The organism is Embleya sp. NPDC055664, from assembly GCF_053618075.1.
This window is the reverse complement of sequence record NZ_JBSHGZ010000003.1, coordinates 1-25,979: the sequence shown is the minus strand read 5'-3', so window position 1 is coordinate 25,979 and position 25,979 is coordinate 1. Positions and strand designations below refer to the sequence as shown.

27 protein-coding genes and 1 pseudogene are annotated in these 25,979 nt (G+C 71.7%); 12 read left to right on the top strand and 16 right to left on the bottom strand.

Annotation, left to right across the window (positions count from 1 at the left end; translation table 11 throughout):
- Nucleotide 1: 1 nt before the first annotated feature.
- Both ACWGR4_RS05865 and ACWGR4_RS05860 read right to left on the bottom strand, forming a co-directional pair.
- Nucleotides 2-646, bottom strand: a complete 645-nt coding sequence (locus ACWGR4_RS05865; protein ID WP_452130676.1) for an NADPH-dependent F420 reductase — start codon at nucleotides 644-646, stop codon at nucleotides 2-4.
- 58 nt (nucleotides 647-704) lie between these two features.
- Nucleotides 705-1,517 carry an inositol monophosphatase family protein gene (locus ACWGR4_RS05860; protein WP_452130675.1) on the bottom strand — a complete coding sequence of 271 codons (813 nt, stop codon included), beginning with the start codon at nucleotides 1,515-1,517 and terminating at the stop codon, nucleotides 705-707.
- A 115-nt stretch (nucleotides 1,518-1,632) separates the two neighbouring features.
- On the opposite strand from ACWGR4_RS05860, the gene ACWGR4_RS05855 reads away from it, so the two are divergent.
- Nucleotides 1,633-2,541, top strand: a complete 909-nt coding sequence (locus ACWGR4_RS05855; RefSeq protein ID WP_452130674.1) for a LysR family transcriptional regulator — start codon at nucleotides 1,633-1,635, stop codon at nucleotides 2,539-2,541.
- A 90-nt stretch (nucleotides 2,542-2,631) separates the two neighbouring features.
- On the opposite strand, the gene ACWGR4_RS05850 is transcribed toward ACWGR4_RS05855, so the two are convergent.
- Complete coding sequence (locus ACWGR4_RS05850; protein WP_452130697.1) at nucleotides 2,632-3,657, bottom strand: hypothetical protein; 1,026 nt, start codon at nucleotides 3,655-3,657, stop codon at nucleotides 2,632-2,634.
- A gap of 96 nt (nucleotides 3,658-3,753) precedes the next feature.
- Here ACWGR4_RS05850 and ACWGR4_RS05845 point away from each other — a divergent pair, with 96 nt between their 5' ends.
- Complete coding sequence (locus ACWGR4_RS05845; RefSeq protein ID WP_452130673.1) at nucleotides 3,754-4,401, top strand: TetR/AcrR family transcriptional regulator; 648 nt, start codon at nucleotides 3,754-3,756, stop codon at nucleotides 4,399-4,401.
- Between the two features lie 244 nt (nucleotides 4,402-4,645).
- On the opposite strand, the gene ACWGR4_RS05840 is transcribed toward ACWGR4_RS05845, so the two are convergent.
- Together ACWGR4_RS05840 and ACWGR4_RS05835 are read right to left on the bottom strand one after the other, a co-directional pair.
- Nucleotides 4,646-4,822: a DUF397 domain-containing protein gene (locus ACWGR4_RS05840; protein ID WP_395790847.1), complete on the bottom strand. Its 177-nt coding sequence runs from the start codon at nucleotides 4,820-4,822 to the stop codon at nucleotides 4,646-4,648.
- Nucleotides 4,823-4,860: 38 nt separating this feature from the next.
- Nucleotides 4,861-5,766 (bottom strand): annotated as a pseudogene (locus ACWGR4_RS05835) (DUF5753 domain-containing protein); the annotation flags it as partial.
- Between the two features lie 176 nt (nucleotides 5,767-5,942).
- Between ACWGR4_RS05835 and ACWGR4_RS05830 the strand changes: the two are divergent.
- Together ACWGR4_RS05830 and ACWGR4_RS05825 are read left to right on the top strand one after the other, a co-directional pair.
- Nucleotides 5,943-6,353 carry a PPOX class F420-dependent oxidoreductase gene (locus tag ACWGR4_RS05830; protein ID WP_452130672.1) on the top strand — a complete coding sequence of 137 codons (411 nt, stop codon included), beginning with the start codon at nucleotides 5,943-5,945 and terminating at the stop codon, nucleotides 6,351-6,353.
- A gap of 63 nt (nucleotides 6,354-6,416) precedes the next feature.
- Nucleotides 6,417-6,791 (top strand): VOC family protein, encoded by a 375-nt coding sequence (locus tag ACWGR4_RS05825; RefSeq protein ID WP_452134182.1) that lies wholly within the window; start codon nucleotides 6,417-6,419, stop codon nucleotides 6,789-6,791.
- Between the two features lie 18 nt (nucleotides 6,792-6,809).
- Here the strand turns inward: ACWGR4_RS05825 and ACWGR4_RS05820 are convergent, their stop codons facing one another.
- From ACWGR4_RS05820 to ACWGR4_RS05805, 4 genes are all read right to left on the bottom strand, one after another.
- Nucleotides 6,810-7,952, bottom strand: coding sequence for an FAD-dependent monooxygenase (locus ACWGR4_RS05820; RefSeq protein WP_452133227.1), 1,143 nt, complete (start codon nucleotides 7,950-7,952; stop codon nucleotides 6,810-6,812).
- Nucleotides 7,953-8,019: 67 nt separating this feature from the next.
- Nucleotides 8,020-9,465 (bottom strand): hypothetical protein, encoded by a 1,446-nt coding sequence (locus ACWGR4_RS05815; RefSeq protein WP_452133226.1) that lies wholly within the window; start codon nucleotides 9,463-9,465, stop codon nucleotides 8,020-8,022.
- 118 nt (nucleotides 9,466-9,583) lie between these two features.
- A complete protein-coding gene (locus tag ACWGR4_RS05810; RefSeq protein WP_452133225.1) occupies nucleotides 9,584-10,147 on the bottom strand; it encodes an ATP-binding protein in 564 nt (187 codons plus the stop codon).
- Nucleotides 10,144-11,052, bottom strand: a complete 909-nt coding sequence (locus ACWGR4_RS05805) for an MEDS domain-containing protein (protein ID WP_452133224.1) — start codon at nucleotides 11,050-11,052, stop codon at nucleotides 10,144-10,146. The genes ACWGR4_RS05810 and ACWGR4_RS05805 overlap by 4 nt, the downstream gene beginning before the upstream one ends.
- A gap of 567 nt (nucleotides 11,053-11,619) precedes the next feature.
- Here ACWGR4_RS05805 and ACWGR4_RS05800 point away from each other — a divergent pair.
- On the top strand, nucleotides 11,620-13,845 hold the full coding sequence (locus tag ACWGR4_RS05800) for an SDR family oxidoreductase (RefSeq protein WP_452133223.1): 2,226 nt from the start codon (nucleotides 11,620-11,622) through the stop codon (nucleotides 13,843-13,845).
- Nucleotides 13,846-13,938: 93 nt separating this feature from the next.
- Here ACWGR4_RS05800 and ACWGR4_RS05795 read toward each other — a convergent pair whose 3' ends face one another.
- Nucleotides 13,939-14,517: a maltokinase N-terminal cap-like domain-containing protein gene (locus ACWGR4_RS05795; RefSeq protein ID WP_452133222.1), complete on the bottom strand. Its 579-nt coding sequence runs from the start codon at nucleotides 14,515-14,517 to the stop codon at nucleotides 13,939-13,941.
- Nucleotides 14,518-14,574: 57 nt separating this feature from the next.
- Complete coding sequence (locus tag ACWGR4_RS05790; protein ID WP_452133221.1) at nucleotides 14,575-15,804, bottom strand: hypothetical protein; 1,230 nt, start codon at nucleotides 15,802-15,804, stop codon at nucleotides 14,575-14,577.
- A gap of 245 nt (nucleotides 15,805-16,049) precedes the next feature.
- On the opposite strand from ACWGR4_RS05790, the gene ACWGR4_RS05785 reads away from it, so the two are divergent.
- Nucleotides 16,050-16,268: a hypothetical protein gene (locus ACWGR4_RS05785; protein WP_380010023.1), complete on the top strand. Its 219-nt coding sequence runs from the start codon at nucleotides 16,050-16,052 to the stop codon at nucleotides 16,266-16,268.
- Between the two features lie 48 nt (nucleotides 16,269-16,316).
- Here ACWGR4_RS05785 and ACWGR4_RS05780 read toward each other — a convergent pair whose 3' ends face one another.
- Nucleotides 16,317-16,742, bottom strand: coding sequence for an EboA domain-containing protein (locus tag ACWGR4_RS05780; protein ID WP_380010026.1), 426 nt, complete (start codon nucleotides 16,740-16,742; stop codon nucleotides 16,317-16,319).
- A gap of 238 nt (nucleotides 16,743-16,980) precedes the next feature.
- Here ACWGR4_RS05780 and ACWGR4_RS05775 point away from each other — a divergent pair, with 238 nt between their 5' ends.
- Nucleotides 16,981-17,415, top strand: coding sequence for an SRPBCC family protein (locus tag ACWGR4_RS05775; RefSeq protein ID WP_380010029.1), 435 nt, complete (start codon nucleotides 16,981-16,983; stop codon nucleotides 17,413-17,415).
- A 10-nt stretch (nucleotides 17,416-17,425) separates the two neighbouring features.
- Here the strand turns inward: ACWGR4_RS05775 and ACWGR4_RS05770 are convergent, their stop codons facing one another.
- A complete protein-coding gene (locus ACWGR4_RS05770) occupies nucleotides 17,426-17,713 on the bottom strand; it encodes a VOC family protein (RefSeq protein WP_380010032.1) in 288 nt (95 codons plus the stop codon).
- 223 nt (nucleotides 17,714-17,936) lie between these two features.
- On the opposite strand from ACWGR4_RS05770, the gene ACWGR4_RS05765 reads away from it, so the two are divergent.
- The gene (locus ACWGR4_RS05765) at nucleotides 17,937-18,092 is read left to right on the top strand and encodes a hypothetical protein (RefSeq protein WP_160161830.1); all 156 of its coding nucleotides are present in this window, start codon (nucleotides 17,937-17,939) and stop codon (nucleotides 18,090-18,092) included.
- 324 nt (nucleotides 18,093-18,416) lie between these two features.
- On the opposite strand, the gene ACWGR4_RS05760 is transcribed toward ACWGR4_RS05765, so the two are convergent.
- Nucleotides 18,417-19,364, bottom strand: a complete 948-nt coding sequence (locus ACWGR4_RS05760) for a hypothetical protein (protein ID WP_452133220.1) — start codon at nucleotides 19,362-19,364, stop codon at nucleotides 18,417-18,419.
- 324 nt (nucleotides 19,365-19,688) lie between these two features.
- On the opposite strand from ACWGR4_RS05760, the gene ACWGR4_RS05755 reads away from it, so the two are divergent.
- The 3 genes from ACWGR4_RS05755 to ACWGR4_RS05745 all read left to right on the top strand — a co-directional run bounded on the left by ACWGR4_RS05755 (nucleotide 19,689) and on the right by ACWGR4_RS05745 (nucleotide 22,461).
- Complete coding sequence (locus ACWGR4_RS05755) at nucleotides 19,689-20,276, top strand: hypothetical protein (RefSeq protein ID WP_452133219.1); 588 nt, start codon at nucleotides 19,689-19,691, stop codon at nucleotides 20,274-20,276.
- A 143-nt stretch (nucleotides 20,277-20,419) separates the two neighbouring features.
- Complete coding sequence (locus ACWGR4_RS05750) at nucleotides 20,420-21,748, top strand: sensor histidine kinase (protein ID WP_452133218.1); 1,329 nt, start codon at nucleotides 20,420-20,422, stop codon at nucleotides 21,746-21,748.
- On the top strand, nucleotides 21,745-22,461 hold the full coding sequence (locus ACWGR4_RS05745) for a response regulator (protein ID WP_380010044.1): 717 nt from the start codon (nucleotides 21,745-21,747) through the stop codon (nucleotides 22,459-22,461). The genes ACWGR4_RS05750 and ACWGR4_RS05745 overlap by 4 nt, the downstream gene beginning before the upstream one ends.
- A gap of 92 nt (nucleotides 22,462-22,553) precedes the next feature.
- Here the strand turns inward: ACWGR4_RS05745 and sigJ are convergent, their stop codons facing one another.
- Together sigJ and ACWGR4_RS05735 are read right to left on the bottom strand one after the other, a co-directional pair.
- Entirely contained in the window at nucleotides 22,554-23,444 is an 891-nt protein-coding gene (gene sigJ, locus ACWGR4_RS05740; RefSeq protein ID WP_452133217.1) for an RNA polymerase sigma factor SigJ, read from the bottom strand.
- 136 nt (nucleotides 23,445-23,580) lie between these two features.
- Nucleotides 23,581-23,829 carry a type 2 periplasmic-binding domain-containing protein gene (locus ACWGR4_RS05735; protein ID WP_380010050.1) on the bottom strand — a complete coding sequence of 83 codons (249 nt, stop codon included), beginning with the start codon at nucleotides 23,827-23,829 and terminating at the stop codon, nucleotides 23,581-23,583.
- Nucleotides 23,830-24,310: 481 nt separating this feature from the next.
- Between ACWGR4_RS05735 and ACWGR4_RS05730 the strand changes: the two genes are divergently transcribed.
- Nucleotides 24,311-25,948 carry a TROVE domain-containing protein gene (locus ACWGR4_RS05730; RefSeq protein ID WP_452134181.1) on the top strand — a complete coding sequence of 546 codons (1,638 nt, stop codon included), beginning with the start codon at nucleotides 24,311-24,313 and terminating at the stop codon, nucleotides 25,946-25,948.
- The last annotated feature ends 31 nt before the right edge of the window (nucleotides 25,949-25,979 follow it).

Here is a 25,979-nt window from a genome sequence, read left to right as displayed (position 1 = left end):
GTCAGCGGGCGATGGCAACGGCGAACGGACGGAAGCCCTGCCGGCGCATGACGTGCGGCACCACAAGGATCATCGCCTCGGTGGCGCGGGCCGTACCGATGCCACCAAGATCCTCGATCCATCCGGGCCGCCATCCCAGGTCGCCGAGCAGACCCGCCACGGTCTTCTTCGCCTGCTCGTCGTCGCCCGACAGATAGGCGGTCGGCGGAGTGGCCAGGGTTTCGGGCGCGGTCATGACCATGAACAGCATGGTGTTGAGGGTCTTGACCACCCGCGTGTCGGGCAACGCGGCCTGAAGTCGCTCGGCGAGGCTGCCGTCGGGGTAGACCAGCTCACCGGGCAGCCCGTCCTCGGCGTCGCGGGTCGCGTTGGAGACGTCGACCAGGATCTTTCCGACGAGTTCGGCGCGCAGGTCGGACAGCCGCTCCAGGGCGGTGTCCCCGGGCGTCGCGTTGATCACGACGTCCGCGGTGCGGGCGGTGGTGCGCTGGTCGGCGAAGGAAATGCGGGGGGCGGCGGCGCCCGGAGTCCCGGTGTCCTTCGGCGGGCTCCGGTGGCCCAGGGTGACGCGGTGCCCGGCCGCGGCGAACTTGTGGGCCAGGTTCGCGCCGACGCGGCCGGCGCCCAGGATGCCGATGTTGGTCATGAGGTGATGCTCCTTGCGGTGTTGGCGGTGACGAACAGCAGTGGCGCCCGGCGCACGGTCAAACGACCGCCGACAACACCTCGAGCGCCGCAGCGTGAATACCGGGCGCGGCGGCGAGGAAGTCCGGGCTACCCGTGGTCCACGGCTCACCCGCCAGGTCGGTGACGACACCCCCGGCCTCGGCGACCAACAACGCACCGGCAACCAACCCCGAGCGAACGTCGGAGAACTGCCAGAAGGCGTCCATACCCCCGCCGGCCACGTGGATGAGCTGCAAGGTCGCGGGCACGGACACCCGTACGACAAGGCCGTTGACCAGCATCGCGGTAACGGATTCACCGATCCGTCGGAACGTGTTCCCGTCCTCGCCCGGCCTGGCCTGACCGGTCCCGGTGAGCGCGGCGCCGAGGTCGGTCTTGGCGGACACTCGCAAAGGACGCCCGTCGAGCCGCGCGCCACCGCCCGCAGTGGCGGTGTACGTGTCACCGCTCAGCGGCAGGTGGACCACGGTCAGCACCGGCCGGTTGTCGCGCACCAGGGTGGCCGTGACGCCCCAGTCGGACATCCCGTGTACGTGGTTGATGTTGCCCTCGGCCGGGTCGACGACCCACCACTCCCCGGCCGGGAGCGGACCGCCGGCCAGCTCGTCCTCGGCCCACCGCGATCCGGGCCGCGCCCGCAGCAGCGGCTCGCGCAGCACCTTCAGCACCGCGTCGTCGTTGGCGTGGATCTCCTCGACGATCTCGCTCGGACTCACGGCTCGGGCCTGCGGGGTGTACCGGTCGCGCAGGATCGCACCGGCGGTCCGCACCGCGGCGGTGACCGCCGGCATCAGCGTCGTGTCGGCGTCGAAGGGCAGGGCTGTACTCATGATCGACTCCCGGGTTTCGGTGGTTGCGGCGCGGCTTCCGCTCGCCCGCACTTCGACGCTAGAACCCCCACCGATTAACAACAAGTGCATGCTTCTCACTCGTAGAGTTACTCTCATGCAACTGGATCTGAACCTGCTCACCGCCCTGGACGCGCTCCTCGAAGAGGGCAGCGTCGCCGGCGCCGCGGCCCGCCTCCACGTCACCGCGCCGGCGATGAGCCGCTCACTCGGTCGTATCCGCAAGGTCACCGGCGACCAGATCCTGGTCCGCACCGGCCGCAACATGGTCCCCACCACTCGCGCGCTGGCGATGCGTGCCCAGGTCCACGTCCTGGTGCAGCAGGCCCACCAGTTGCTGTCCAGCCGGCAGGAACTCGAACTGCCCTCCCTGCGGCGGATGTTCACCGTGCGCTGGCACGACGCCCTGACCGACGCCTGCGGCACCGACCTGATCGCCGCCATCCATCGCCAAGCCCCCGGCGTGCAGGTGCGGCTGTCCGCCGAACCCGGCACGGACACCCCCGAACTGCGCCGGGGCGAGGTCGACCTCGAATCCGCGTCCGCCCGGCCGACCCTGCCCGATATCCGCCACCGGCTCATCGGCCGGGACCGGCTCGTCGTCGCCGTCCGCACCGGCCACCCGCTCACCGAAGGCCCCGTGAGCGTCGAGCGCTACTCGGCCGCCGACCACGTCACCGTCTCGCGGCGGGGGCGCCTGCGCGACCCGATCGACGACGCTCTGGCCACGCTCGGCCACGAACGACGCGTCGTCGCCGCCGCGCCCACCGCAGCCCTCGCGATGCGGCTCGCCCTGGACACCGGCCTGGCGGTCTGCCTCCCGGACGCGGTCACCCACACGGCCCGCGAGCGACTCGGCCTGGTCACCCTGCCGCTGCCGGTCCCGATGCCGGCCACGCCGCTGTACCTGCTGTGGCACCAACGCCACGACGACGACCTCGCGCACACCTGGCTGCGCGATCTGGCCACCGAGACCATCCGGGCACTGTTCCCGCCATCTACCTGACATCAGTGACGAGGGGACCGGCGCGGCCTGTGCAGTGTTCTGGTCGAACGTCAACCCGTACGGCTTGATCCCGATCGGTCCCGGGCGGACTCAGGCGCGGTAGTGGTCGGCGATTGCGGTGAAGGCGGCCTTGGGCTCCCAGGGCAGGTCGGGGTAGGTGTCGCCGTGGCGGTCTTCGAGGATCTTGACGATGCCGAGGCTGGCGAGGTCGAGGTCGTCGCGGGGGTCGCCGTCGGGGCGGTGGGGCAGGTTGTATAGCGCGAAGAGGAACACGAACGCGCTGTCGACGCCCTCGGAGTCGAAGATCTCCAGCAGCTCGCGCAGGTACGCCGCTTGGCCGGCCTCGTCGCGCCCGTACTCCCCGGTCAGCCGGAGCGGCGCGCCGGTTGCTCCGTCGGTTTCGAGAACGCCCATGCTGCGCGGTGCGACATCACCCGCCCCGCGCCAGGTGGCGGTGCCGAAGCCGGTGATGGCGACCGGTTTGGTCTGGGCGACGAGGCTGCGCACGGCGTCGCGGAAGCGGTCGGCCACCTCCGCGGAGCGGATGAGTTCGAAGGTCGTGAAGTCGAACAAGTCCCAGTCGACGCCCTCGAACTGGATGGCGGCGTAGGTGATCTTGCCGTGGAAGCGCTCGCGGACCATCGCCACGGCTTCGCGGAGGAAAGCGTTGAGACGGCTGCCGACTGCGGCGATTCTCTCGGGCCGACGGGCCGGGTCGCCCAGCAGCCGGCCGAGTCGCTCTTCGGTGCTGTCGCCTTCGAGAAACCCATGGTTCATGACGGTCAGTTCCACGCCGGTGACGAACACGACCTCGGCTCCTTGCCTGCGAAGTCGCTCGGCCCGTTCCGCGCAGTCGGCGAGCAGGATGAGGATGTCGTCGGGCGTCAGCTCCAGCGGGTAGGGCGAGAACCAGATCTCCAGTCCGAGTTCGGCGGCGTGGCGGGCGGCGAGCTCCAGGCGGTCCGGGTCGCCGCCGGTGAGATGGACGGCGTTGCAGTGGAGATCGTCGCGGATGATGGTCAGCTCCTTCCTGACCTGGTCGGGGTCGAAGTGCTCCCGGGAGTAGCTGCCGTTGCGGAGGAAACCGGTGTCGTAGCAGATGCCCTTGGCTCGCATGCGTCTGATTCCTTTCTGCGGAGGGCCCGAGCGTAGGGACAAATAATGCGTGCACGCAAGTTTGCGCACACGCATTGAGGCTGGGATACTTCGAGGGTGACGACAAGGCGGACCGGTCTGCGCGAGCAGAAGAAGCAGGCCACCCGAGTGGCACTGCGCGAGGCGGCACTGCGGCTGGCCCTCCGGCACGGGCCCGACAACGTCCGCATCGACGACATCGCCGACGCGGCCGGCGTATCGCCGAGGACCTACAACAACTACTTCTCCAGCCGCGAACAGGCGATCGTCGCCGCCGTCACCGCCGAACGGGAGTCACGGGTCGCCGCGGCGTTGGCCGCCTGCCCCGCCCACACCCGCCTCGCCGCCGCCGTGGCCGACGCGATCCTGGAGCAGTACACCGAACCGCATGACCACGACGCGCTGCTGCTGATCACCACCAGCCCCGCGCTGCGTGACACGTTCCTCGACGCCGCCGTCGCGATCGAACACCCCCTCGCCGCCGCGATCGACCAGCGCCTCGGCAACACCGGCACGCCCACCGCCCGCGTGCTCGCTGCGAGCGTGGCCGCTGCGGTTCGCGTCGCACTCCAACAGTGGCTCCAACCCCCGGCCGCACCCCTCGCCACCGGTGGGCTCGTCGTGCCCTCCGGCTCGCTGCCAGACCTGCTCCGCTCCGCGCTCGCGACACTCGAACCTGCACTCGACGCCGCCGAAATGCGGGCACGGCAGGGCTCGCAACAGTGAATCCGCCCCACTCGCTCCGACGCGCGGGTGCGTCCGAGCGAGCCGCAGCGTTCTTTCGTCATCGATGAACCGGGCACTACGGCAGTGTCCCCGCCGATCGCATCCTGGGCCGGGTGGTACGCCACCTGGGATCGGTTCGAGCCGACCCGAGCGCGGCCGACGACGGACCGGGCTTCGGTGGGTGAAGGTCGTTCCGGAGGTGTGCCGACCACAATGGCGTGACCGCACAAGGCGCGCGCCGGGCTCAGCGCCTGGCGCGAGCTATGAGGTGGGCCCAGGCCGCCGGGGGGACTGCGATCGTGGGAGAGTCGACTACCTTGGCGTCTCGGACTCCGATGACGTTTCCGAGAGACGCGACCTCGACACAGTCTCCTCCTCCGCTATAGCTGCTGGTTCGCCACTGCGGAAACCTGCCGACCATGTTGTCTCCAGATCCACGAGCCTTTGCGCGATCAGCGCGATCGACGCTTCGGCGCCGAGCGCCTCTGCTTGCAGCCGATCGTAGGCGAGGGAATAGGCGGCAAGACAGGACGGCCGACAGGTCCACGAGTCCCCGGTCAGCCCTTCGCAAGAGACCACGCGACGTCCACCGAGGTCGTAAACGGTGAACTTTCCTGCCATTCCCGGATGCGCACCGATGTCACGCGGCAGGATCTGCACCGTGATGTCGGGTCGCCGAGTCAACGTCACCAAGAGATGGGCAAGTTGGCTGTGTAGCACGGCCTGCCCACCCACCGGACAGTGGAGCGCGGATTCGTCGAGGATGAACCAGAGACTCCGCGAGCCGTTGCGCTGGGCTTCCAAGCCAAGCCGGCGACTCATACGCAACTCCGCACGGCGGATGATCTCCTCCTCGGATACCGCCGGAGAGCACGCCCGGAGCGCAACACAGGCATATTCGAAGGTCTGGAGCAGCCCAGGCACGAGGCCGGCGGTGTAACTGCGGATCGCCACTGCGGCTCGCTCGACCGTGATGATGCGTTCGAATCGCAGTCCGGTCGTAGCCTCGCCTGGTATGGCACGCCACCAGTCCGGGACATCCTGATCCTGAAGTTGCTGGATGATCTCGGCCGCAGCGCCGTCGATCTCGTCCTGACCACGCTCCCGATACACCTCGGCACGGAAACCCAGCTCCCCAAGGGGTCGCTGAAACAGCTCCTCCAAGACGAGTCGGTAGTCAGGAGTAGGCCGTGGTGGCGCTGCGCTCTCCCAGCGGCGAACCTGACGGACACTCACCGCCAGGCACAGGCCACATTCTCGCGCCTTCTCCTCGAATGCCTCGGCAAATCGCCGCTGCGAGTGCAGTTGAAGGGCCTTGCGGGCCGCGACGAACGTCGGGTTCCCGGGCCGGCTCGGGCGGGTCATCTCACCCCCAGGGTGGTCGCTGAGCCCAAGTTAGCCGTGCCGGCCTGCGATATTCCCCGGTTTCGGATGGATCACCCCTGGCGAATCGTGGCGCTCCTCCCTTGACGTCAAGTGGGCTTGAAGTTCTACGTTCGAAGCGAACGCTCCCGGCGGGGGAGCCTCCGGATGGAGCGGTAATGGCGAGCTATACCGAGGTCGAACGTGCGTACCTGACCGGGCAGAGCCTCGGCCGGCTCGCCACCGTCGGCCCGAAGGGCACCCCGCATGTGCGGCCCGTCGGCTTTCGGCTCAACGACGATGGGACCATCGACATCGGCGGCCCAAACCTCAGCTCCAGCCGGCGGTGGCGCAACGTCGAGCGCAATCCGGGCGTCTCCTTCGTCGTCGACGACATGACGCCGAACGAACCGGGCGCATACAAGCCGGGCTGGGGGCGCGGCGTCGAGATCCGGGGCCGCGTCGAGTTGCTGCGCGACCACGAACCGCCGCTGCCCCTCGACTTCTTCAGCAACGAGGTGATGCGCATCCACCCGGAGCGCGTCATGGGCTGGAACCTGGAGGACCCGCCGGCCGGCAGCGGTTCCTGACCGGACGCGCCGACATCGCCCGCCTCCACGGGCGATGTCGGCCGTCGCACCTACCCTGGCCGCATGAAGATCCGCCGCGTCGTACCCAGCGTCACCGCCACCGATCTCGCCCCCAGCCGGGAGTTCTACCAGGACTTCCTCGGCTTCGAGGCCGGCATGGACGAGCCCGGCTTCCTGATGTTGCGCTCCCCGAGCAACCCCACCGCCCAGGTGATGGTGGTCGTCCCCGACGAGTGCGACTGGGACGCGCAGTCCGGCCGCACGGCGATGTCCATCGAGGTCGAGGACGTCGACGCGGCCTACGCGCAGGCGCGCGAGCGGGGCTACGAGATCGTGTACCCGATCACGAACGAACCCTGGGGCGTACGCCGCTTCTTCGTCCGCGACCCCAACGGCAAGGTGCTCAACATCAACATGCACATCGAGCAGCCGAGCTGACGCGGGCGAGACCCCGCATCACCGCGCGCCGATCGCCGCCCCCAGCGCGTGGCCGCCGAAGCCGTCGTCGGCATGCTGGGCGGCCCACCAGTCGACCATGCGTTCGGGGGTCATCGTGGTCCAGTCCGGGGTGTCCTCGACCATCGCATAGCCCATCGAGCGGGCGACCCGCACCAGGTCCGCGCCCGCCGGGTAACGCTCGGCCTCATAGCGCGCCAACACGTCCTCCCACGAACCGGCCGGCCCCACCTCCCGGCACGCCGCCTCGAAGGCCACCGCGTCCTGGATGCCCTTGACCGCACCGCTTGCCACATGCGGCCGGGCGATCGCCGCCGCGTCCCCGGCGACCAGCATGCGTCCGCTCGTGAACCGGTCCACCACAAGGTCGTTGATCGGCTGGATCAGCGTGTCGCTCTCGGGCGTCGAGGTGACCAGGTCGGCCCAGAACGGCGGGAAGTACTTGCGGGCCAGCGCCAACAACGCCGGACGCGGGTCGGCCGTGCCACCCACCGAGCTGTACAGGCCCCACGAGATCCGGTCTCCCCCACTGCTCGGGATCCGGTACATCACACCCTGGCCGTTCGGGATGCAGATCGAGATCAGGTTGTCGATCGGCTCGTGGTTCCACGCGCAACTCCCGCGCCACATCGCATAACCGGCGTATTGCGGCTGGATCTGCGGGAACACCGCCGTACGCACCGCCGAGCCGTAGCCGTCCGCACCCACCACCACGTCGTAGCGCTCACTCGTACCGTCGGGCAGGTAAATCTCGCCGTCCGTACCGACGGTGACCGGTGTACCGCCGCGATAGTCGACCTCGGTCGGCACCCGGCGGCGCAGTCCGGCCCACAGCTGGCCCCAGTTGTACATCCGGAACGCGGCGGGCTGATCCCACAACGATCGCCCGCGTGCCGACTCGCCGTCGTCGAGCAGCCAGGTGCGCCCGTTGACGTTGCGCCAAGGCGTGGTGTCGTCGAGGTAGCCGGCGGCGACCAGTTCGGCGTAGCGGTCCACGTGCAGTGCGATGCCCACTCCCCGGTCGGCGAGTTCGCCGGTGGTGCGCTCGTACACGGTGACCTCGGCCCCGCCGCGCGCCGCAGCGAGCGCGAACGCGCAGCCCGTGATGCTTCCGCCGACCACTGCGACCCGACCTATCGGCATGCCCATCTCCCTTGGTTCACGTCCGACTTCGCACAGGCATCCGGACCGGGCCGGACCCGGAAGGACCCTACGGGATGGCGGTCGCGATCCGATCACGTACACCGACCAGTTGTGCCCGGCGCGTCTCGTCGAAGGCGATCTCCGCCTCGTCGTCGCCCACATGAGCGGACAGCCGGGCATGGTCCTCGATCAGCGCGCTCAGGCGCGGCAGTGCACCGGCGGCGTGTCCACCCATGTCGGCGAGGACCTGAAGGGCGAGTTCGCCGACGTACTGATCCCCCGCCACGGCCGACATCTCGGCGACCAGACGCTTCGTGAACTCGGGCTCGGCAGGCCCCAGATGGCGCCACAGGACGCCCGCCACCTCGTACTTGCGCGGCCCTTCCCGCTCGAACAGACACATCGCCTGCCGAACCTGACGCTCGGTCAACCCACCGTGCGCGACCAGCCCCATCAGCGTGCGCGCCACCCGACGCTCGGACGAGTCGGGCTCGACGGGCCGTCCGGCCGGCCAGGCATCGGCGTCGGCCCGATTGTCGGGAAGTCGCCGAGCCGCGAAGACCGCCTCCAAGTCCGGCAGTGCCAACACCTCACCAGGCTCGCCCAGTTCGTCCGCCAATCGCCGCGCCACGCCGTCACCGCGCCCGGCCCAATACCCTGCCGCCGCCCCCCACATGTCGCGCGACAGCCGCAACACCCGCAGGCTCTCGGCACGCAGCGCGTCATCGGCGTCGTCGGCTTCCTCCGCCACCCGCGCCAACGCCGGCAGCAGTTCGGTCGGCCCCGTACGCCACAGCCTGATCGCCGCCACCGCCATGTCCACGCCGACCCACCGCACGTCCCGCTCCTCGGCGGCCAGCAACGACCGCGCGATCTCGTGGCACTCCTCCTCGTCCCCGAGCAGCCGCCAGGCCCACACCGAGCCCACCCGCACGTCCATCGGCCCACCATCGCGCCGCAACCGCCGCACCGCGTCCCCGAGATCGGCCAGGATCGCCTGGCACCACGCCTGCCGCCAGGCCCAGGGAAGGTCCCCGTCCCCGAGCAGGACCAGCGCCGCCGTCACCCGCACCGCCGGATCGGCGTCCTCGGCCAGGACCATGGCCGAGTCGTCGAACTCCCGCCCACGACCAAGCAGCGCGATCGTGCCCGCCACCCGCACATCCGGATCGGCAGCCCCCGGCAACCACGCCGCCACGGCCTCGACCTCGGCGGTCGCCACGAACAGCCGTGCCGCCGCGACCCGCACGGCCGGTTCGGCATCCGTCAGCCACGACCACGCCCGCTCGGCCACCGACGGCCAGACCACCCCGAACTCCGCCAGGTCACGCAGCAGTTCGATCGCGCACAAACGCGTGTCGACCGCTCCCGCGTCGGCAAGTCCCAGCAGCAGCCGGGACATCGGCCCGTCACGGTCGGCCCGTACCGCGTCGAAGATCGCCGCCCGCTCCGGCCCGAAGCTCGCCGCAGCCCCCGAAGCCACCGCCCGCACGCACGCATGTTCGTCGATCACCGGCCGACCGTGTCACACCACCCCGGCCGAGCCAAGCCGTCTCGGCCATGAACCCCTGCACGAGTCACGGCCGTTCAGGCACCCAACGACACCCGACGTCGCCCGACCCCCGCCTCCCTCAGTGCAACTCACCCTCCGTCTCCGCCCGCCCCACAACCTCGCTCGCCACCACCCCCGTCGACGTCGACGCGGTCAAATGCATCGTCATCCGCACCACCACGCCCTCGTCGCACTCGTCCACCTCGACCTCGTCGCACAGCGCCCGCGCTATCCACAGCCCCCGCCCCGGCGTCTCCTGCTTGTCGGTCAGCCGAGGAAACGCGCGTCGACGGCAACCACCGTCCGCACCAGCACCGTCGGCACGACCGCCGTCGACACCGCCGCCGTTCGCCCCGCCCCCATCGTCCCCGGCCGCGTGGATCTCGCAGACCACCCGCCCGGCCCTGGGCACACAACGCAGCAGCGCGGGCCGGGAGTCCGAGGTGACGGCGCACGCGGCGATCTCGTGTACCGCGAGCACGAGGCAGTCGGGGCGGTCGTCACCCAGGCCGACGGCGTCGGCGTGCCGGCGCACCACGGCGCGGACCAGGCACAGGTCCGACGCGCCGAACGGCAGTACCTCCACCGGTCCGGGGCCGATCCGCGCACGGGCGTGGGCGCGATCACGGTTCGGGCCGGTCACTGCACTCCCCCACTGCACTCCCCGGAAGGTCGGTCCTCGTCCACGATCAGGCCGCCGGCCCCGCTCCACCCGAGCAGGTCGACCACCTTGCGGACCGCCGGTCCCGCGGCGCGCAGGACCAGGTGCCGGTCCGGGCCGAGGGCGGTGGCGGCTCGATACAACGATTCCATCGTGCCGAGGTCGGCGAACTCCAGTGCGGACAGGTCGACGACCAGGTCCCGGCCCGAGTGGGCCATCGCGCGCCGCAGCGCGTCCTCCAGCAGGTCCCGGGTGCCCACGTCGGCCTCGCCGACCAGGCGCAACCCCTTGGTGGTGTCGGTGACCTGGAGGGTGGGCGGACGCGCGCGACCGGTGCCGGCGACGAGCGGGTGCAGCCGTTCCTGGGCGTCGATCTGTACCGAACTGAACTCGCGCGGATCGTACAGGCAAATGCCCATCGCCCGGCGGCTCGGCAGGCCGAGGCCGGCGAGGCGTTCGAATTCGAGCAGGTCCGCGTGTTCGACGCCGCCGGCCCGACCCCACGTCATGTCGCCGCATACGCGCAGGCCGCGAAAGCCGTCGGCGAGGGCCTGATCCACTGCCGCGAAGAACGTCTCCGCCATCCCCTCGGGCGTGAACTCGCCCTCCCACAACGGCGTTCGGCCGACATCGACGACCACGAGCGAGCCGTCGGCCTCGCGGTCGTCGGGCCGGGTGGGTCCTTCGGACAGCGCACTCATCAGCCAGGCCCGGTCGCGCCTGCCGAGCAGGCACATCACCCGGTCCTCGGCGGACAGGCCGTCCCTGATGTAGCTGTGCACCGCGAGCCGCGTGACGGCCTCGTCGGCCGACACGAAACAGCAATGGCTGCCGTACTCCATCGCTCCCACCGCGGCCACCGTGGCCCCGGCCTGGGAAGTGTCCATCTGCGTATGCCCCCTGGTCGTGACGCGCCCCTGGCCGGACCCGGGGCCCTCGTCTCGCACCAGACCGTAGTACCCGAAGGCGGCATCACCGGGCGCAAACGGTCAAGAAAGCTTCTTTCGGGGGCACCAACCCACCGGACAGGGCACAATCTTTGGTTTCCGGCCGGCACCGCGGCCGGAGCGGCACCGGACCGGCCCCCCGATCGAGGGCAACCGGATACGGATGCGGCGGCACCGAACCGGTCACCCCACCGAGGGTCAACCGGACGCGGAACGCGGCGGCCCCGACCCGGACCGCCCGGCGGCCGGCCCGTCGCGTCGTCGAGCGCGCCGGCCGACCGATCGTGAACCCGATCGGGTGACACCGGCATCGGTTGGCCCAATACCGCGTGGGTGATGGTCGTACGGCGACTAGCGTCCTGACGAAACCCGCTCGTCCCAGGGAAGACATTGACCACGCATGCCCCGGCGCAGCGCGCCATCGGGCCCGACTCGCCGCGCGGCGACACCGTCGACGCGACGTCCCGTCAGGCCACTTGTGAACACCTGCAAGGAGTTGGCTGAGCCATGCGCGTCGCCATCACCGGAGCCACCGGATTCCTCGGTCTCCATCTGCTCCGCGAACTGCTGGACCGCCACCGTACGATCACCGTCCTGACCCACGCGCGCTCGCGCGGCGCCCTCGACCGGATCCGGGCCTTTCTGGAAGTCACCGCCGCTCCCGACGAGTTGGTGCGGCGACTTCCCGAGCGGCTGCGGATCGTCGAGACCGATCCGAGGTTGCCGCAACTGGGCCTGGCCGGAACCGAGTTCACCTCGCTGGCCGATTCGATCGACGTGATCTGGCACTGCGCGGGCGACCGCCGACCCGACGCCACGATGGCCGAATTGTGGCCCGACACGGTCGAAGGCACTCGCCATCTGCTCCAGTTGGCCGAGGCGGGTCGGCGGCGACCACGCGTGTTGCACATCGGATCCGCCTATGTCGCGGGCGCCCGTCGCGACGGCACGATCAAGGAGCAACCGGCCGACGACTCGGCGGGGTTCGAGAACGACTACGAGCGGGCCCAGTACGAGGCGGAGACGCTGGTCCGGGACTGGGCGGCGCGGCTGGGGCGTTCGGCATTGATCCTGCGGCCGACCACGCTGGTCTCGGATCGTCCCGGGGTGCCGGCGAACTCGCTGCGGCACGTGGTGGAACGGGCCGCGGTGACCAGCGGGTGTGCGGCGTTCGGCTGGGCGGCGCGGCTGCCGGGGCGGATGCGGCCGGTGTTGCGGCTGCCGGCGGCGCCGGACGGCCGGCTCAACTTCATGCCGGTGCACGAGGCGGCGCGGATGATGACGCGGTTGGCCGATCTGACCGGCTCCGGCGGGGTGGACACCTACCACGTACGGCATCCGCACGACGTCCCGGTCCACGTGGTGCGCGAGGTGCTGGCCGAATTCCTGCCGGTACGCCTGCGGTTCGTCACCGAGCCGCCCGCGCGGCCCACCGGCGTGGAGCGGCTCGCGGAGGCACACGCGGCGTGCACGCCGTACTTGACGCACCGTCGGGGCTATGACGACTCGGGGGTACGGGCGTTGCTCGGCGAGCCGAGGTCGGCGACCGCGGTGGATCGGGACTACCTGGTGGACTGTGTCCGGCCGGGACGCGGCGGGCGGCGCGAGACCGCGTTGGAGCGGGCGTATCGCGATTCCGGTCGGGCCGGCCGGGCCGGGTCGGTCGAACTCGGCGCCGTACTGCGGTTTCGCGGCCTGGCGCCGACGGTGGCGGACCTGCGTCAGGCGGTGGCGGCCCGGTTGTGGCGGGTGCCGGTCCTGGCCTACCGCTCGGATGGCACGTTCCGGCGGCGCGGGCCGGTGGACCCGGATCGGCACGTGCACGTGTACCCGGTCGGCCCGGGACGGCTGGGCGCGGCGGTCGACGCGTCGTTGGCGGATCGGCTGCCCCGGGACCGTCCGGCGTGGGAGGCGCGGCTCGTACACGGCTACGCGGGCGACGAGTGGGCGGTGGTGTTCAAGGCGCACCACACGCTGCTCGACGACGCGTCGGTGGTCGAGGTGGCCCGGCGGCTGTTCGGGGTGGAGCCGATCGAGGCGGCGGCGGTGACCCCGCAGGGGCCCGCGGTGCTCGGTGTCCGCGACCACGCGCGCCGCCTGTCGCCGCCGTCCACTCGGCCGTTCGCGACCCGGGGGGCGACCGGCACGCGGCGGATGGCCTGGCTGGAGCTGGACCCGGAACGCCTGCACGCGGCGTCGCGGCACGGTCGCGGGGTCGGTCCGGACGACGTCTTCCTAGCCGCGCTCGCGGGCGCGCTGCGCACCTGCCCCGGCCTGCCGTGGCGGCGCGGCGTGCGGCCGGTCTGGGCGTTGGTGCCGTCCCCGTCCGGCACGATGGGCGCCCCGGAGCCGGGCAACCACGCCCGGCCGGCCCGGGTCCGCCTGCCGTGCGATCAGGCCGACCCGATCCGTCGCCTGCACCTGATCGCGGAGGACAAGGCTCCGCCCGTCGACCGCTGGGGCCTCCGTACCGCCATGTCCCCCTGGCAGATCGACCTGGCCGCCGGCTCCACCCACCACTGGCCCCGCCACTCGTACGCCTTCCGTGGCTCCCCGGTGTTCGACGCGATCCCTCTCGGCGGAGTGCCGCACAGCGCCCCGATCGGCGTCTTCCTCGGCTCCTTCGACGACACGATGCACATCACGGCCCTGGTCGACACGTGTCTCCCGGCCGGGTTGGCGGACGATCTGTGCGCGGCGTGGTCGGACTCCCTGGCCGAGCTTGCCCCGTAGAACCGCCCGCCGGTTCGACGGCACCGAACGAGTCGGTGCCGTCGAACCGCGTGGTCGCACGCCGTGGCCCGGTCGTCCCGCACCCCGGCGCGACTACCGTGACGCGAAGGTCACAAGCACCCCTCGCACGGCCGTCCCGTCCGGCCGGGTCCAGCCGGCGACCAGGCGCCCCGGCGCCCCCTCCTCGGCCTCGACGGGCCGCAACACCCGGTTCACCCGAACATCGAGCACACCAGCCGCGTCACCGCCGTACACCGCCACCGTCGGGTCGGGCGTGTCGCTCTCACTCTGATGCTGCGGCGTCGCCTCCCCACGCAGCACCGCGTGCAACTGCCCCATCACCACCGGATCCCGCACGCCGTCGTAGATCCACCGGGTACCGAGCACGCCATGCTCGGAGACGCCGATCAGCGCGTCGTCGCAGGCACCATCGAGCGCCGCGCCGCGATAGGCCATCGGCACGAGATACGCGGCCGGCTCCGGGGCGCCGGCCTCCACCACGATCATGAACTCGATCCCGACCTCACCCGCCGGGTCGTCCAACCGGAATCCACCGGCCCGGATCCGCTCCGGCGCTTCGACCCCGCCCGCGTACCAACTCTGCCGGGGCAGCCAGTCGGCGAGCAGTTCCAGTTTCCCGGGCGTCATGGTGGTGTGGTGGATCGAGGCCATGCGTACTCCCTCACACATCGGTTCGTGATCGAATCCGATCGAATCTATCTCGCCCCGCTACACCAGCAGCCGCCACACGTCCCGGTCGGCGGTGCTGCTCCAGGCCGGGTCGCCGTGGCCGTAGTCGGGAATCACCGTGAAGGTGACCTTCGCATTGCCACCGTCCCGGATCAGGTTCGCGCCCCCGGGGTGATCGCCGCGTCCCAGGGCGGTGTTGATCCAGGTGACCTCGGCGGTGATCGCCGACCAGTCGATGCGGTATACCGATTCCTCGCCCGCCCAGATCGCGGTGAGGTCGCGCAGCAGCGCGATCGGGACCAGACCGCCGCCAAGGCGGGCGGTGGCGTCGGCCCAGGTCGCGAGCGGGCCGTGGGTCAGCGTGAACCGGTCGTCGGACGGTGTCGCGCCGAAGGCGAACGTGCCTGCGGCAAAGCCCTGTTCATAGATCCAGTTGGTCGCCCCGGGCAGCTTGGCGGTGTGGATCAGGGCGAAGTGCGCGAGCGCGGCGTTGGTGAACCGGCTCGCCGGATCGACCGGTCGCGGGACCGCGGAGACGCCGTTCGGGTCGCCCACGGCACGCGCCAACAGCCCCTTCAGGCCCGGGTCGTTCGCGTACACTCCGGCCACGAGCTGCGCGTCCAACGCCGCCCTGGTCCGCGCGGCGCGGACGGCGAGGTCGCCCTCGTACGGGCCGGTCGTGTCCAGCACCATCACCCGGCGCGGCCTCGGCGCCCGATCCGCCGCCAGGTCCAGGGCGAGCGCGGCGCCGGCGGAGTGGCCGAGCAGGTCGTACGGCACCCGCAGCGCCGCGTCGACCGCGTCGATCACCATGCGGGCGTCCCGCTTGTGCGCGGCCAGGCCCCACTCGGCGGAGAGGTCGGCGGCGGTCGCGCCGTTCTCACGCGGCGAGATGCCGATCACCAGGTAGCCGTGCGTGCGCAGGTGATGGGCGAGGTTGTGGGCGGTGGGCGTGAAGAAGTTCGACGCGAAGTCGAGGCCGCCGCCGGGCAGCAGGTAGGCGACGCGCCGTGGCACGTGCCCGGTGTCCGCAACCACGTCGACCACCAACGGCACGGCCGCGTCCCGCAGTTCGAGGGTGGTACGAGTCCAGCCGGGCCCGTGTTCGCGTCCACGCACGACGAGTTCGCCGCCCGAGTCGCCCAACGCGCCCCCGATCCGCTCGACCGCGGATGCCGCCGGATCCCGCGTCCCGGCTCGTGCGCCGCCCATTCCCGGTCCGAGCAGCACCGGTGCCGCCAACGCCGCCAACACTGTTCTTCGCCGCATGTGGGCCCCCCGACTCCCGATCCGACCTGTCCGCCCGCACGCGGGCCGTCCTTCAGCCTGCCGACCGCACCCGATCGTGGTCGACGACCGGGCCCGGGACATCCGCCCGACGGGCCGGCATCATCGTCACCATGGACGGACCTGGTGACGGGTGGTTGACGATCACGGCGTATCGGAACGTGCGGGGCAGCCTCGGACCGGCGGCGGCCGTACGCGCTTGACTGCGTGAACGCGGCATCGACTGGATGCCCTTCGCCGACGAGGAGATCTACATCGGGCTCCTGTGCGGGGTCGGTCCCGACGGCGGTCGGCAATGCTGGTACGACATCCGCGTACCCCCCGAGGCGCTGCGTCGGCTCGGCCTGCATCCCGATCAGCCGTCGGCCGCGGTCACCGGCCCGTCGCCGCCGCGCTGGTGGCACGCGGCGGCCGAACAGCACGCCCGGGGGCACGGCGGCCGGTAGGCGGGGGCGACATCGGGTGCACGTCCCCGACCCGGGCGACCCCGCCGGCTACCCCGGCTCGGGGCCGTCGTCCGTCCCCGCGAAGCGGGCCGCCGCGATCAGGTGGGGGTCGCCGGTGCGGAGGGCGTCGGCGACCAGGGACGTGGCCAGCGCCGGATCGTGGCCGGTGACCCCGAGATAGGGCAACGCGCGCAGTACGGCGCGGCGTTCGTGGGCGTCGCCGCGCCAGTACAGGGTGCGCAGGTGCGCGGACAGATCGTGGTGGGGCGTACGCGCCGCCAGTTCGGCCAGGGCCAGGACCCGCGCGGCGTCGTCGCAGGTCCAGCCGGGCAGGCCGATCAGCGGGGCCCGGCCACAGGTGCGCCCGGCGGCGGCGAACACGGTGAAGTCGGCGAGGCTGGGCCAGTCCTGGCTGCCGGGTTTGGCGGAGGCGGTGAATGCGCTGCGCAGATCTGCGATCGGCGGGTGCGGCATGGGCGGATCCTCCCGAGGGCCGGTGACGCGGGGTACGCACGTGTCCTGTGCAGTGCGTTCCCCATCCGGGAAGCTCCCCAATCGACAAACCCCGGGATCCCCGGACCCACGATGGCGCCCACGGGAGTCGGCTCTTCCTTCCGGGGGCGCGCGGGGGCGCTCGGGGGTGGTGCAGTCTTGACCTTCAGCGGACCGTTCGTGGGCTGACGTGGGCGTTCGTGAGATCTACGGTTGGTTCATGGTCCGTGAACCGCTCGTCGAGGTCAGTGTCGTGATCGCCGCGCCCACCGAGGCCGTGTGGCATGCCCTCGTGGACCCGGACTCGCGCGCCATGTGGTGGAGCTATCTCGACCTGGACGCACGCGTGAACGGCCGGCTCTCGGAGCGCTGGAGCGGGGCCGACGGCGAGGCGCGGTTGACCACCGGTCGGGTCGAGGCGCTCGACCCCTGTCGGCTGTTGCGCTTCACCTGGGCCGACGACGACTGGGCCGTGTCGACGACGGTGACCATCGAGCTGACCAGGGCCCGCCCCGGCACCCAGCTCCGGGTCCGCGAGACCGGCTGGAGCCGCCTGCCCGACGGGCCGAGCCTGGCCGCCGCCCACCGTGACGGCTGGGGTACGCACGTCGAGGACCTGCGCCGCTTCGCCGAGGCCACCGGCGGCCCTCGCTGACCCGGTCGGTTCACCCCACCCGTACGTCCACGCTCCGCCCGTCGGGATCGGTCAGCAGATGGCGCCCCTTCGGGAGCGGCGAGTCGGCGGCCAGGACGAGGCCGATCCGCAGATAGCCGGTCAACCGGTCCGGCCGCGCCGGATACAGCTCCATCACGGTGCCGTCGTCGAGGGTCGCGGCGTAGTGCTCGGGACCGCTCCCGTGCCGCTCGCGGACCAGGGCCAGGCCGAGCGAGGCGTAGAACTCGCGGCACGCGTCGAGGCGCGACGTATAGACAACGATGAGGCCGAGCGACACGCCGGCGAGTCAATCACGATCGTGGTCCGCCCGGTAGCCGGGGCCCGCGCGCCGGACCGGGTCCTCCGTCCGAGGTACACGGTCGCCGGTGGTTGACGCGAGGGCGGGCGGTAGTGTTGTCCCGCCGCTCGGACGACGAACGGCGGAGCGAGCCGTCCCCGGTTCGTGCCCTCGGTGCTGCCGAAGGCGCGGTCGGCCGGCTGCACCACCCTTGGGAGTCATCGTGTTGGACGCACTCGGCGCATTCGCCGAACTCACCCCTTTCCTCGCGGTCGCGGTCGGCTTCACGTTCGTGATCCGAGGCATCCTGCGCGCGGATCGGCGCGAGCGCGAGCACTACGCGAAAAAGGACGCCGAGACCCGCGCGCACTCCTCCTGACCGTCGGGAGGGCCGCGCCCGTGGGGGCCGCCGTGTCGGTCCCCACGCATCGGCCCCGTCCGCGCCCCGGCACATGATCCGCGCGCCGGATCGCACATCCGCGCTACGGTTTCGCCCGACCCCCGGTGCGCAGGTCGCGGATACTCCATGGAGCCCGCAAGGGCGGTGAAATGTACGGGGCCTCGAGTCCCGGTCTCCGTTGCCGCCTCGATCTCGGCGGGTCACCCACTCTTCCGGTATCGGCCCGAGGCCGATGCCGACCGCAGCCGCCGGTCATCCGACCCGGCGGCTGCGTGCGTTTTCGCGATGGCACCCGGTCCCGGGTCAGGCCGCCTTGGCGCCGCCTCGCTCCTTGGCGATCAGCTCCTGGAAGTCCACCGTCGCGCTCGCCGGCGGCGGCGTCACGTCGACCTTGGTGCCCCAGTCCCGATAATCCACCGTACTGCCCACCTCGCCGACCTTGGTCGGCGTGCGCACCGATTGCCGGACCGGGAGGTCGGTCTTGGCGTCGATCCACACCTCGATGGTCGACGACGTGGCTCCGATCGCCTCGTTCGCCGAGCGCAGGCTCTCCAGGGTCTTGGGGCTCAACCCGAGTGCTTCCGCGCCCAGTTGGCCGGCCTTGGCCAGGTCGACCGTGCCCTTGTAGTGCACGGTGGGTCGACCCTCCACGTCCTCTTTGCCGACCTCGGCGATGTCGCCGGACCCCTTGAGCAACGACAGTTGGCTGGTGGGGTCCTGCTGGCCGAAGCTCTTGTTCAGCAGTTCGCCCACCGCCGCCAGGGCACCGGTCTTGTCCAGCGAGCCCATCGCGGTGAAGTCCATCTTGAGCCAGGTCTTGCCGCCGGTCTCGGCGGCGAGCGCCGAGCCCATGTTCATGTACATCGCATTCGGCGTCACCAGCGTCTCGACTTTCGCCGGCATGCCCTTGACGGTGCCCTGCGGCGTCGCCATGGTCATCCGCAGTCCGCCCGCGTCACCGAACCTGATCGCGCCCTGCGCGCTCGAACCCTTGCCGCCGGGCAACTTCTGCTGCACCGTGATCGCGACCGATTCGGTGCCGTGCACCTTGTCCACCGCCGCGAAGACCGCCGCTGCGGCTCCCGCGTAGGCCTTGGTCCCGCCCCCGTCCCCGCTCGACCCCTCCGCGACCGGGCCCCGATCGCCGGAGCCCGACTCGTTCCCGCATGCGGCGGTCACCAGCAGCAGCGCCGCGCCGCCGATCGCCGTACCCAGCCCCCGCCGCAAACGCGGTCGCGTGCGTCCGCTCATGTGTTCATCCCCCTGATGATCGACTACACCGATCAACCTACCAACGCGTTCGCCGGATGGTGCGGGAGAGGTACCGGGGTCACCGGGGCCGGGTGCGGCGGACCGGCGCCCGCGTGGCGAGCGGCACCCACCGCGGCCGGCCGTCGACCCCCTACCCCGGTATCACTCGCGGGTTGGCGCCGCCGTGTGATGCCCACCCGGTGGCCGCCTCCTAGCGTGGAATCCACGGCGCCGACCCGGCGCCCGCCGGCAACGAACCGGTACACCCCGGCCCCCGCCGAAGCCCGCGTGCCCGGCTCCCGGCGCCCACCCCGAGGACCCGCCATGGCATCCACCGTCGTCCGTCCCGCTCCCGGCACCCGGCCGGCCGCCTCGCCCCCGACCCGACGTCGTCGCCCGCTCCGCCGGTTCGCGCCGGCCTCGGTGTCCGAGGCCGCGCGGCGCTCCGCATATGCGTTCCTCGCGTTGCCGCTCGGCCTGATCGGCATCGTCCTGACGCTCGGCGGCAGTTCGTCCCGCGCCGCGCGCCTGCAACTCGCCGCGGCCCGCCGATTCCTGGACCCGCACACCGGCGGCGGCCGGCACCGCGGCGCCGTGACCGACCGGGGCGCCGCCCCCGGCGCCGTGCGGGTGCTCCGACACGCCGTCCTCGACACGGCGCTGGGTGTGCCGATGCTGATCCTGGCCGCGTACGCCTACGGCAACACGATCCGCAACCTGACCTACCCGATCTGGTACGGCGACACCGATTACCACGACGCGTGGGGCGGCCCCTCCCTGGCCGGCGTCTGGGCCGTACATGCGATCGGCGGCCTCGCCTTCCTCGCCGTCTGCCTGTGCCTGATCCAGGGCCTCACCACGCTCCGGGCTGCCGGTGCGCGTCGCACGTTCCGCACCGAAAGCCCAGCCTGAACCCACCCGAACCGATGCCAACCCCCCATCCGGCCGCCTCCCCGCGCCGACCCCCGGACGCCGTCATGCACACCACCCTCGCAGCCGACTCCACCCCCGCCCCGTCCCACCGACCACCCGTTCCCGGCATACCATCACCAACCGTGAAGATCGTTCGGCCGGCGACGATCCGGTCCGCGCTGCGCGAGGCGGTGTCGCCCTCCTCGGTGGCCCCGCTCCCGCCCACGCGCCGCACGGTGCGGGTGTTGACCCTGGCCGCCCTCGTGCTCACCGTCGTGGGGTGGCTCGACCTCCACCAGCACTACGACATGGGCGCCCCCGGGACGACGATCGCCGCGATCGCCCGCGCCGTACCGGTCCTGCTGTGCCTGTATCGCCCGCTGCCGGCCTGGTGGTTGGCCCTGGCCGCGGCGATCGCCACCGCCGTACCCACCCACCCGGTGTCCTCCGCCGAGCCGTGGCCGTGGGCCGTGACGTCGGTGTTCTCCCTCGTCGTGGTGCTCACCGTGGTCGCCCTGCGCGCCCCGCGCCGCGTGCTCCTCGTGTTGTGGCTGACCCTGCTCGCGTCGGGCACCGTGCTCGCCGCGACGCGCGGCCCGATCCGGGTCGACGAACTGCTGCCCATCACGATCCTGTCCGCGCTGGCCCCGCTCACCGCCGAGGCGATCGGCAGCCGCGGCGACGCGCAGCGCCGACTGGTCCTGGTCGAGGAGGTCGGCCGGGCCGAACACGCCCGGCGCGCCCTCCTGGAGGAACGCGCCCGCATCGCCCGCGAGTTGCACGACGTGGTCGCCCACCACATGTCGGTGATCATCGTGCAGGCGGACAGCGCGCCCTACCGGATCGCCGACCTGCCGCCCGCCGCCGCCGACGAGTTCGGCACGATCGCCGCCGAGGCGCGTCGTTCGCTGACCGAGATGCGCCGACTGCTGCACGTGCTGCGCCAGGACGCGGACACCGGCGCGGGAGACGGCGGCCCCGCGGCGGAGCACAGCCCGCAACCCGGCCTGGCCGACCTGCCCGTACTGATCGAGACCGCACACCGCGCCGGCCTGGGCGCGCACCTGTCCATCGCGGACACCGTGCCCGCGCCGGAGCGGGTCCCGGTGGGCGTACAACTGTCCGCGTACCGCCTGGTCCAGGAATCGCTGAGCAACGTGGTCCGGCACGCGCCCGGCGCCACGGTACGGGTGGCCCTGTCCGGCGACGCCTCGGCGCTGCGCATCGACGTCCGCAACTCCGCGCCCACGCACGGCGGTCGGCCCGTCGAACCCGCCTCCGCCGAGGCCGATTCGGGCCGGGGACCGGCCGCCGGCGGCCAGGGTCTGATCGGCATGCGCGAACGAGTCGCCATGCTGGCCGGGGAGTTGCGTACCGAGGCGCTGCCCGACGGCGGCTTCCACGTCGCCGCCATACTGCCCCTGCCGGCGGCCGACGCCGGCTCGGCCCCGTCGACCCCTGGAGTGGCATGACCACCGTATTGATCGCCGACGACCAGTCGATGATCCGCGCCGGCTTCGCCGCGTTGCTCGCGGCGCAGCCGGACCTGGAGGTGGTCGGCGAGGCGGCCGACGGGCGCGAGGCGATCCGGCTGACCCGCGAGACGCGGCCCGACGTGGTGTTGATGGACGTACGCATGCCGGTCCTGGACGGCCTGGCCGCGACCCGCGAACTCCTGGGCACGCCGGGCGAGTCCGGCCCGCTGCCGAGGGTGCTCATGCTCACCACGTTCGACATCGACGACTACGTGTACGAGGCGCTGCGCGCGGGCGCCAGCGGCTTCCTGCTCAAGGACGCGTCCCCGGCCGACCTGATCGCGGCGGTGCGCATCGTCGCGGCCGGCGACGCGCTGCTCGCGCCCTCGATCACCCGTCGGCTGATCGAGGACTTCGCCCGCAACCGCCCGATCACGCGGCCGAGTTCGACTCGCCTGGGCAAGCTCACGCCGCGCGAGACCGAGGTGCTGGGACTGGTCGCGCAGGGGCGCTCCAACGGCGAGATCGCGGCCCACCTCTTTCTCGCCGAGCAGACCGTCAAGACCCACGTCAGCCGCATCCTCGACAAACTGGACCTGCGCGATCGGGCGCAGGCCGTCGTCTTCGCCTACGAGAGCGGCCTGATCGCCCCCGGAGGCACGGGCCTGTCCCGCCCGCCGCAGCAGGGACAGCCCCGCACCCGGCCCTGAAGCCGAGAACGCGGGACGGCCCCCCGAAGCGCCGCGGCGGCCCCGGGCGCCGTTCGCCCGCCCGGGGCCGACCCACTCCCGTACTCCGGCAGCTACTCCGACTGCGCCCCCAGGTCCCGAAGTTCCGGACGCTCCAGTCGCCCCGGGTCGGCGAGGATGTTGATCTCGACGATCTTGTCGCCCACGATGGTGAAGTCCATGACTCCCATCGGCCGACCCATCGGTGCGGTGAACAGCCCCGGGGAGCCGTTGACCAGCACCGGCCGCGCGTACTGCGCCATGCGGGCGAAGGAGAGCGCCTGGGCGACCACCGCACGGGCGCCGCGGACGAGTTGCGACACCCCGAGCGCGCCGTCCCCGGTGTCGGCGCGCAGCAGCACGTCGGGGTCGAGCAGATCGAGCAGGGCCTGGAAATCGCCGCCGCGCGACGCCGCGAGGAACGCGTCCACCACCCGGCGCTGGCGCGGCAGATCGGGCTTGGGCGCCGCGCCCTGGACCCGACGGCGGGCCCGGCTGGCGAGCTGGCGCGTCGCGGCGGTGGTCTTGTCCATGATCGGCGCGATGTCGTCGAACGGCATCGCGAACATGTCGTGCAACACGAACGCGAGCCGCTCGGCCGGCGGCAGCGTGTCCAGTACGACGAGCATGGCCAACCCGACCGAATCGGCCAGCACGGCCGACTGCTCGGGGTCGGCGCCGTCCGCATCGGTCACGATCGGGTCCGGGACGTGCGTATCCCACTCGTCCTCGCGCCGGGACTTGCGCGAACGCAACATGTCGAGACACACCCGGCCGACCACCGTGGTCAACCAGCCCGCCAGGTTCTCCACGCCGGAGATGTCGGAACGATCCAGCCGCAGCCACGCCTCCTGCACGGCGTCCTCGGCCTCGCTGAGCGAACCGAGCATGCGATAGGCCACCGACCGCAGATGCGCCCGGTTCTCCTCGAACCGCTCGGCCACCAATCCCTGCTCCGTGATCATCCGCTTTCTCCCGTCCGGTTCCACCGCCATCACGATCACCGATTTCCAGACGATATGACACCAGCCCCCACGTCCCGAACAGCCCTCCCAACCCCCCACGAATGCCACGGACGCCGACGGCCGAACCCCGCCCGGCTCAGCCGATCCACACCAGGTTGATCACGCTCACCATCACCCGCTTCTCCTGCACGATGTACGTCGCGAACCCGTGCGCCGCGAAGGCCGCCTCCAGGGTGTCGCGCAGCCCCCCGCTCATCCGCGCCCCCACGGTCCACGGGTCGTACCGCAACCGCCGCTCCAACTCCGCCCACGCCCGCCGCGCGGCGGCCGGGAGCGTACGCCGGATCGCCTCCGCCTCGACGTGGTACTCCACGCCGTAGCTCATCCCCGCACCCGCAACCGTCGGCCGTCGCGGTGGATCGTGCGGCCGGCGGCACCCGGATCTGCGGAAACGCTCATGGACCCAAGCGTCGCACCACCCACACGGTCGCCCACCCGAGACCCGAAATCCCATACGGCACACCTCCGCGCCGCCGCGAAAAATGGATGTCGCCCACCCGTCCCGCACCCCTAAGCTGCGGACACGAAGCAACGCACCTCCCGGTGCGCAGACGAGCGGCTACTTCCTTCCCAGAAGTGGGACCTGGTCCCACCGCCGCGCGTCATCTCGATCTCGGGAGGATCAACGTCGGGGTGCCCGGTGCGCAGACCGGGAATTCTTCCTTTTGCTGGGGTGGTCCCGGGTTCGAGTCCCGGTCGCCGGTTCGCCGGTGGTAGCTCAGCGGTAGAGCGCCTTGAAAGCCCGGTCGCCTCGATCTCGGGCACCTCGACGTTGTCACCTCCCCCACATTCCACGGGGGATCACCATGTCTCGATTCAACCTGCCCCGAGGCCGCCCGGCCGCCCTCTCGCCGGTGCGCAGCACGGGCTCGAAGACCGTCACCCACCAGGGCGGCGCCGGCTACACCCGCGACGCGCGCAGTGAGTTGTTCCTGCTCGCGGTGGCGAACTTCGTCGGCACCGACACGTTCTACGAGAGCGGCGGCACCCGCGACGACCGGTTCACCCAGCTCGTCCACGAACTGGCGGTGTACGACGGCGAATGGCTGCTCGGCCTGCTCACCTGGCTGCGCCGCGACGCCAACATGCGTACCGCCGCGATCGTCGGCGCCGCCGAAATGACGCGCGCTCGCCTGGAGTTCGGGCTGCCGGGTCTGTCCCGCCGGGCGGTGGACGCGGTGTTGCGCCGCGCCGACGAGCCCGGCGAGCTGCTGGGCTACTGGACCTCGCGCTACGGCCGGGCCATTCCCAAGCCGATCAAGCGCGGCATCGAGGACGCCGTGCGCCGGCTGTACAGCTCGCACGCGCTGCTCAAGTACGACACCGCGAGCAAGGGCTACCGCTTCGCCGACGTGCTCAACCTGACCCACCCGCGTCCGGCGGCGGACAAGCCGTGGCAGGGCGCGCTGTTCGGCTACGCGCTCGACCGCCGGCACCACCCCGACACGGCGACTCCGCCCGCGTCGGACCCGGTGCTCACCGCGCGCGCCGAGCTGATGGCCGTGCCCGCGGCCGAGCGCGCGGCGCTGCTGCGCGCTCCCGACGCGGCCGCGCGGCTGCGGGCCGCCGGCATCACCTGGGAGGCGCTGGCGGGTTGGCTCCAGGGGCCGATGGACGCGGCGGCGTGGTCGGCGGTGATCCCGTCGATGGGCTACATGGCACTGCTGCGCAACCTGCGCAACTTCGACGAGGCCGGTGTCGACGACGTCCTCGCCGCGCAGGTCGCGGCTCGGCTGGCTGATCCCGAAGAGGTCTCGCGCTCCAGGCAGTTGCCGTTCCGGTTCCTGTCCGCGCACCGCGCCGCGCCGTCGCTGCGCTGGGCGTACCCGCTGGAGCAGGCGCTCGGTCACGCGCTGGCAAACGTCCCGAAGCTGCCCGGGCAGACGCTGATCCTGGTGGACACCAGTTCCAGCATGGAGTCGGGCTTCTCCCGGGACGGCACGCTGATGCGCTGGGACGCGGCGGCACTGTTCGGCATCGCGATCGGTCAGCGCTGCGGGTATGCCGACGTGGTGTCCTTCTCCAGCACCCGGCGGTATTGGGAGGACAAGCCCGGAGCGCACACGAAGACCTATCCGATGCGTCGCGGCGAGTCGTTGCTGCGCTCGCTGGATCGTTGGAAGCAGGACGGCTACTTCCTGGGCGGCGGCACCGACACCGCCCTGGCGCTGCGTCGGGAGTATCGGGCGCACGACCGGGTGCTGATCGTCACCGACGAGCAGGCCGGGCACGACACCCAGGAGGTGACCAGGTCCATCCCGGAGAACATTCCGCTGTACACCTGGAACCTGGCCGGCTACCAGGCCGGGCACACCCCGTCGGGCAGCCGCAACCGGCACACCTTCGGTGGCCTCACCGACGCCGCGTTCACCATGATCCCGCTCCTGGAGGCGGGTCGGGACGCGCGGTGGCCGTGGGAGGCGACGGCCGGCACCGCCGGCTGAGTCGTGCCGGGCGTCGCACGAAGCGACGCCC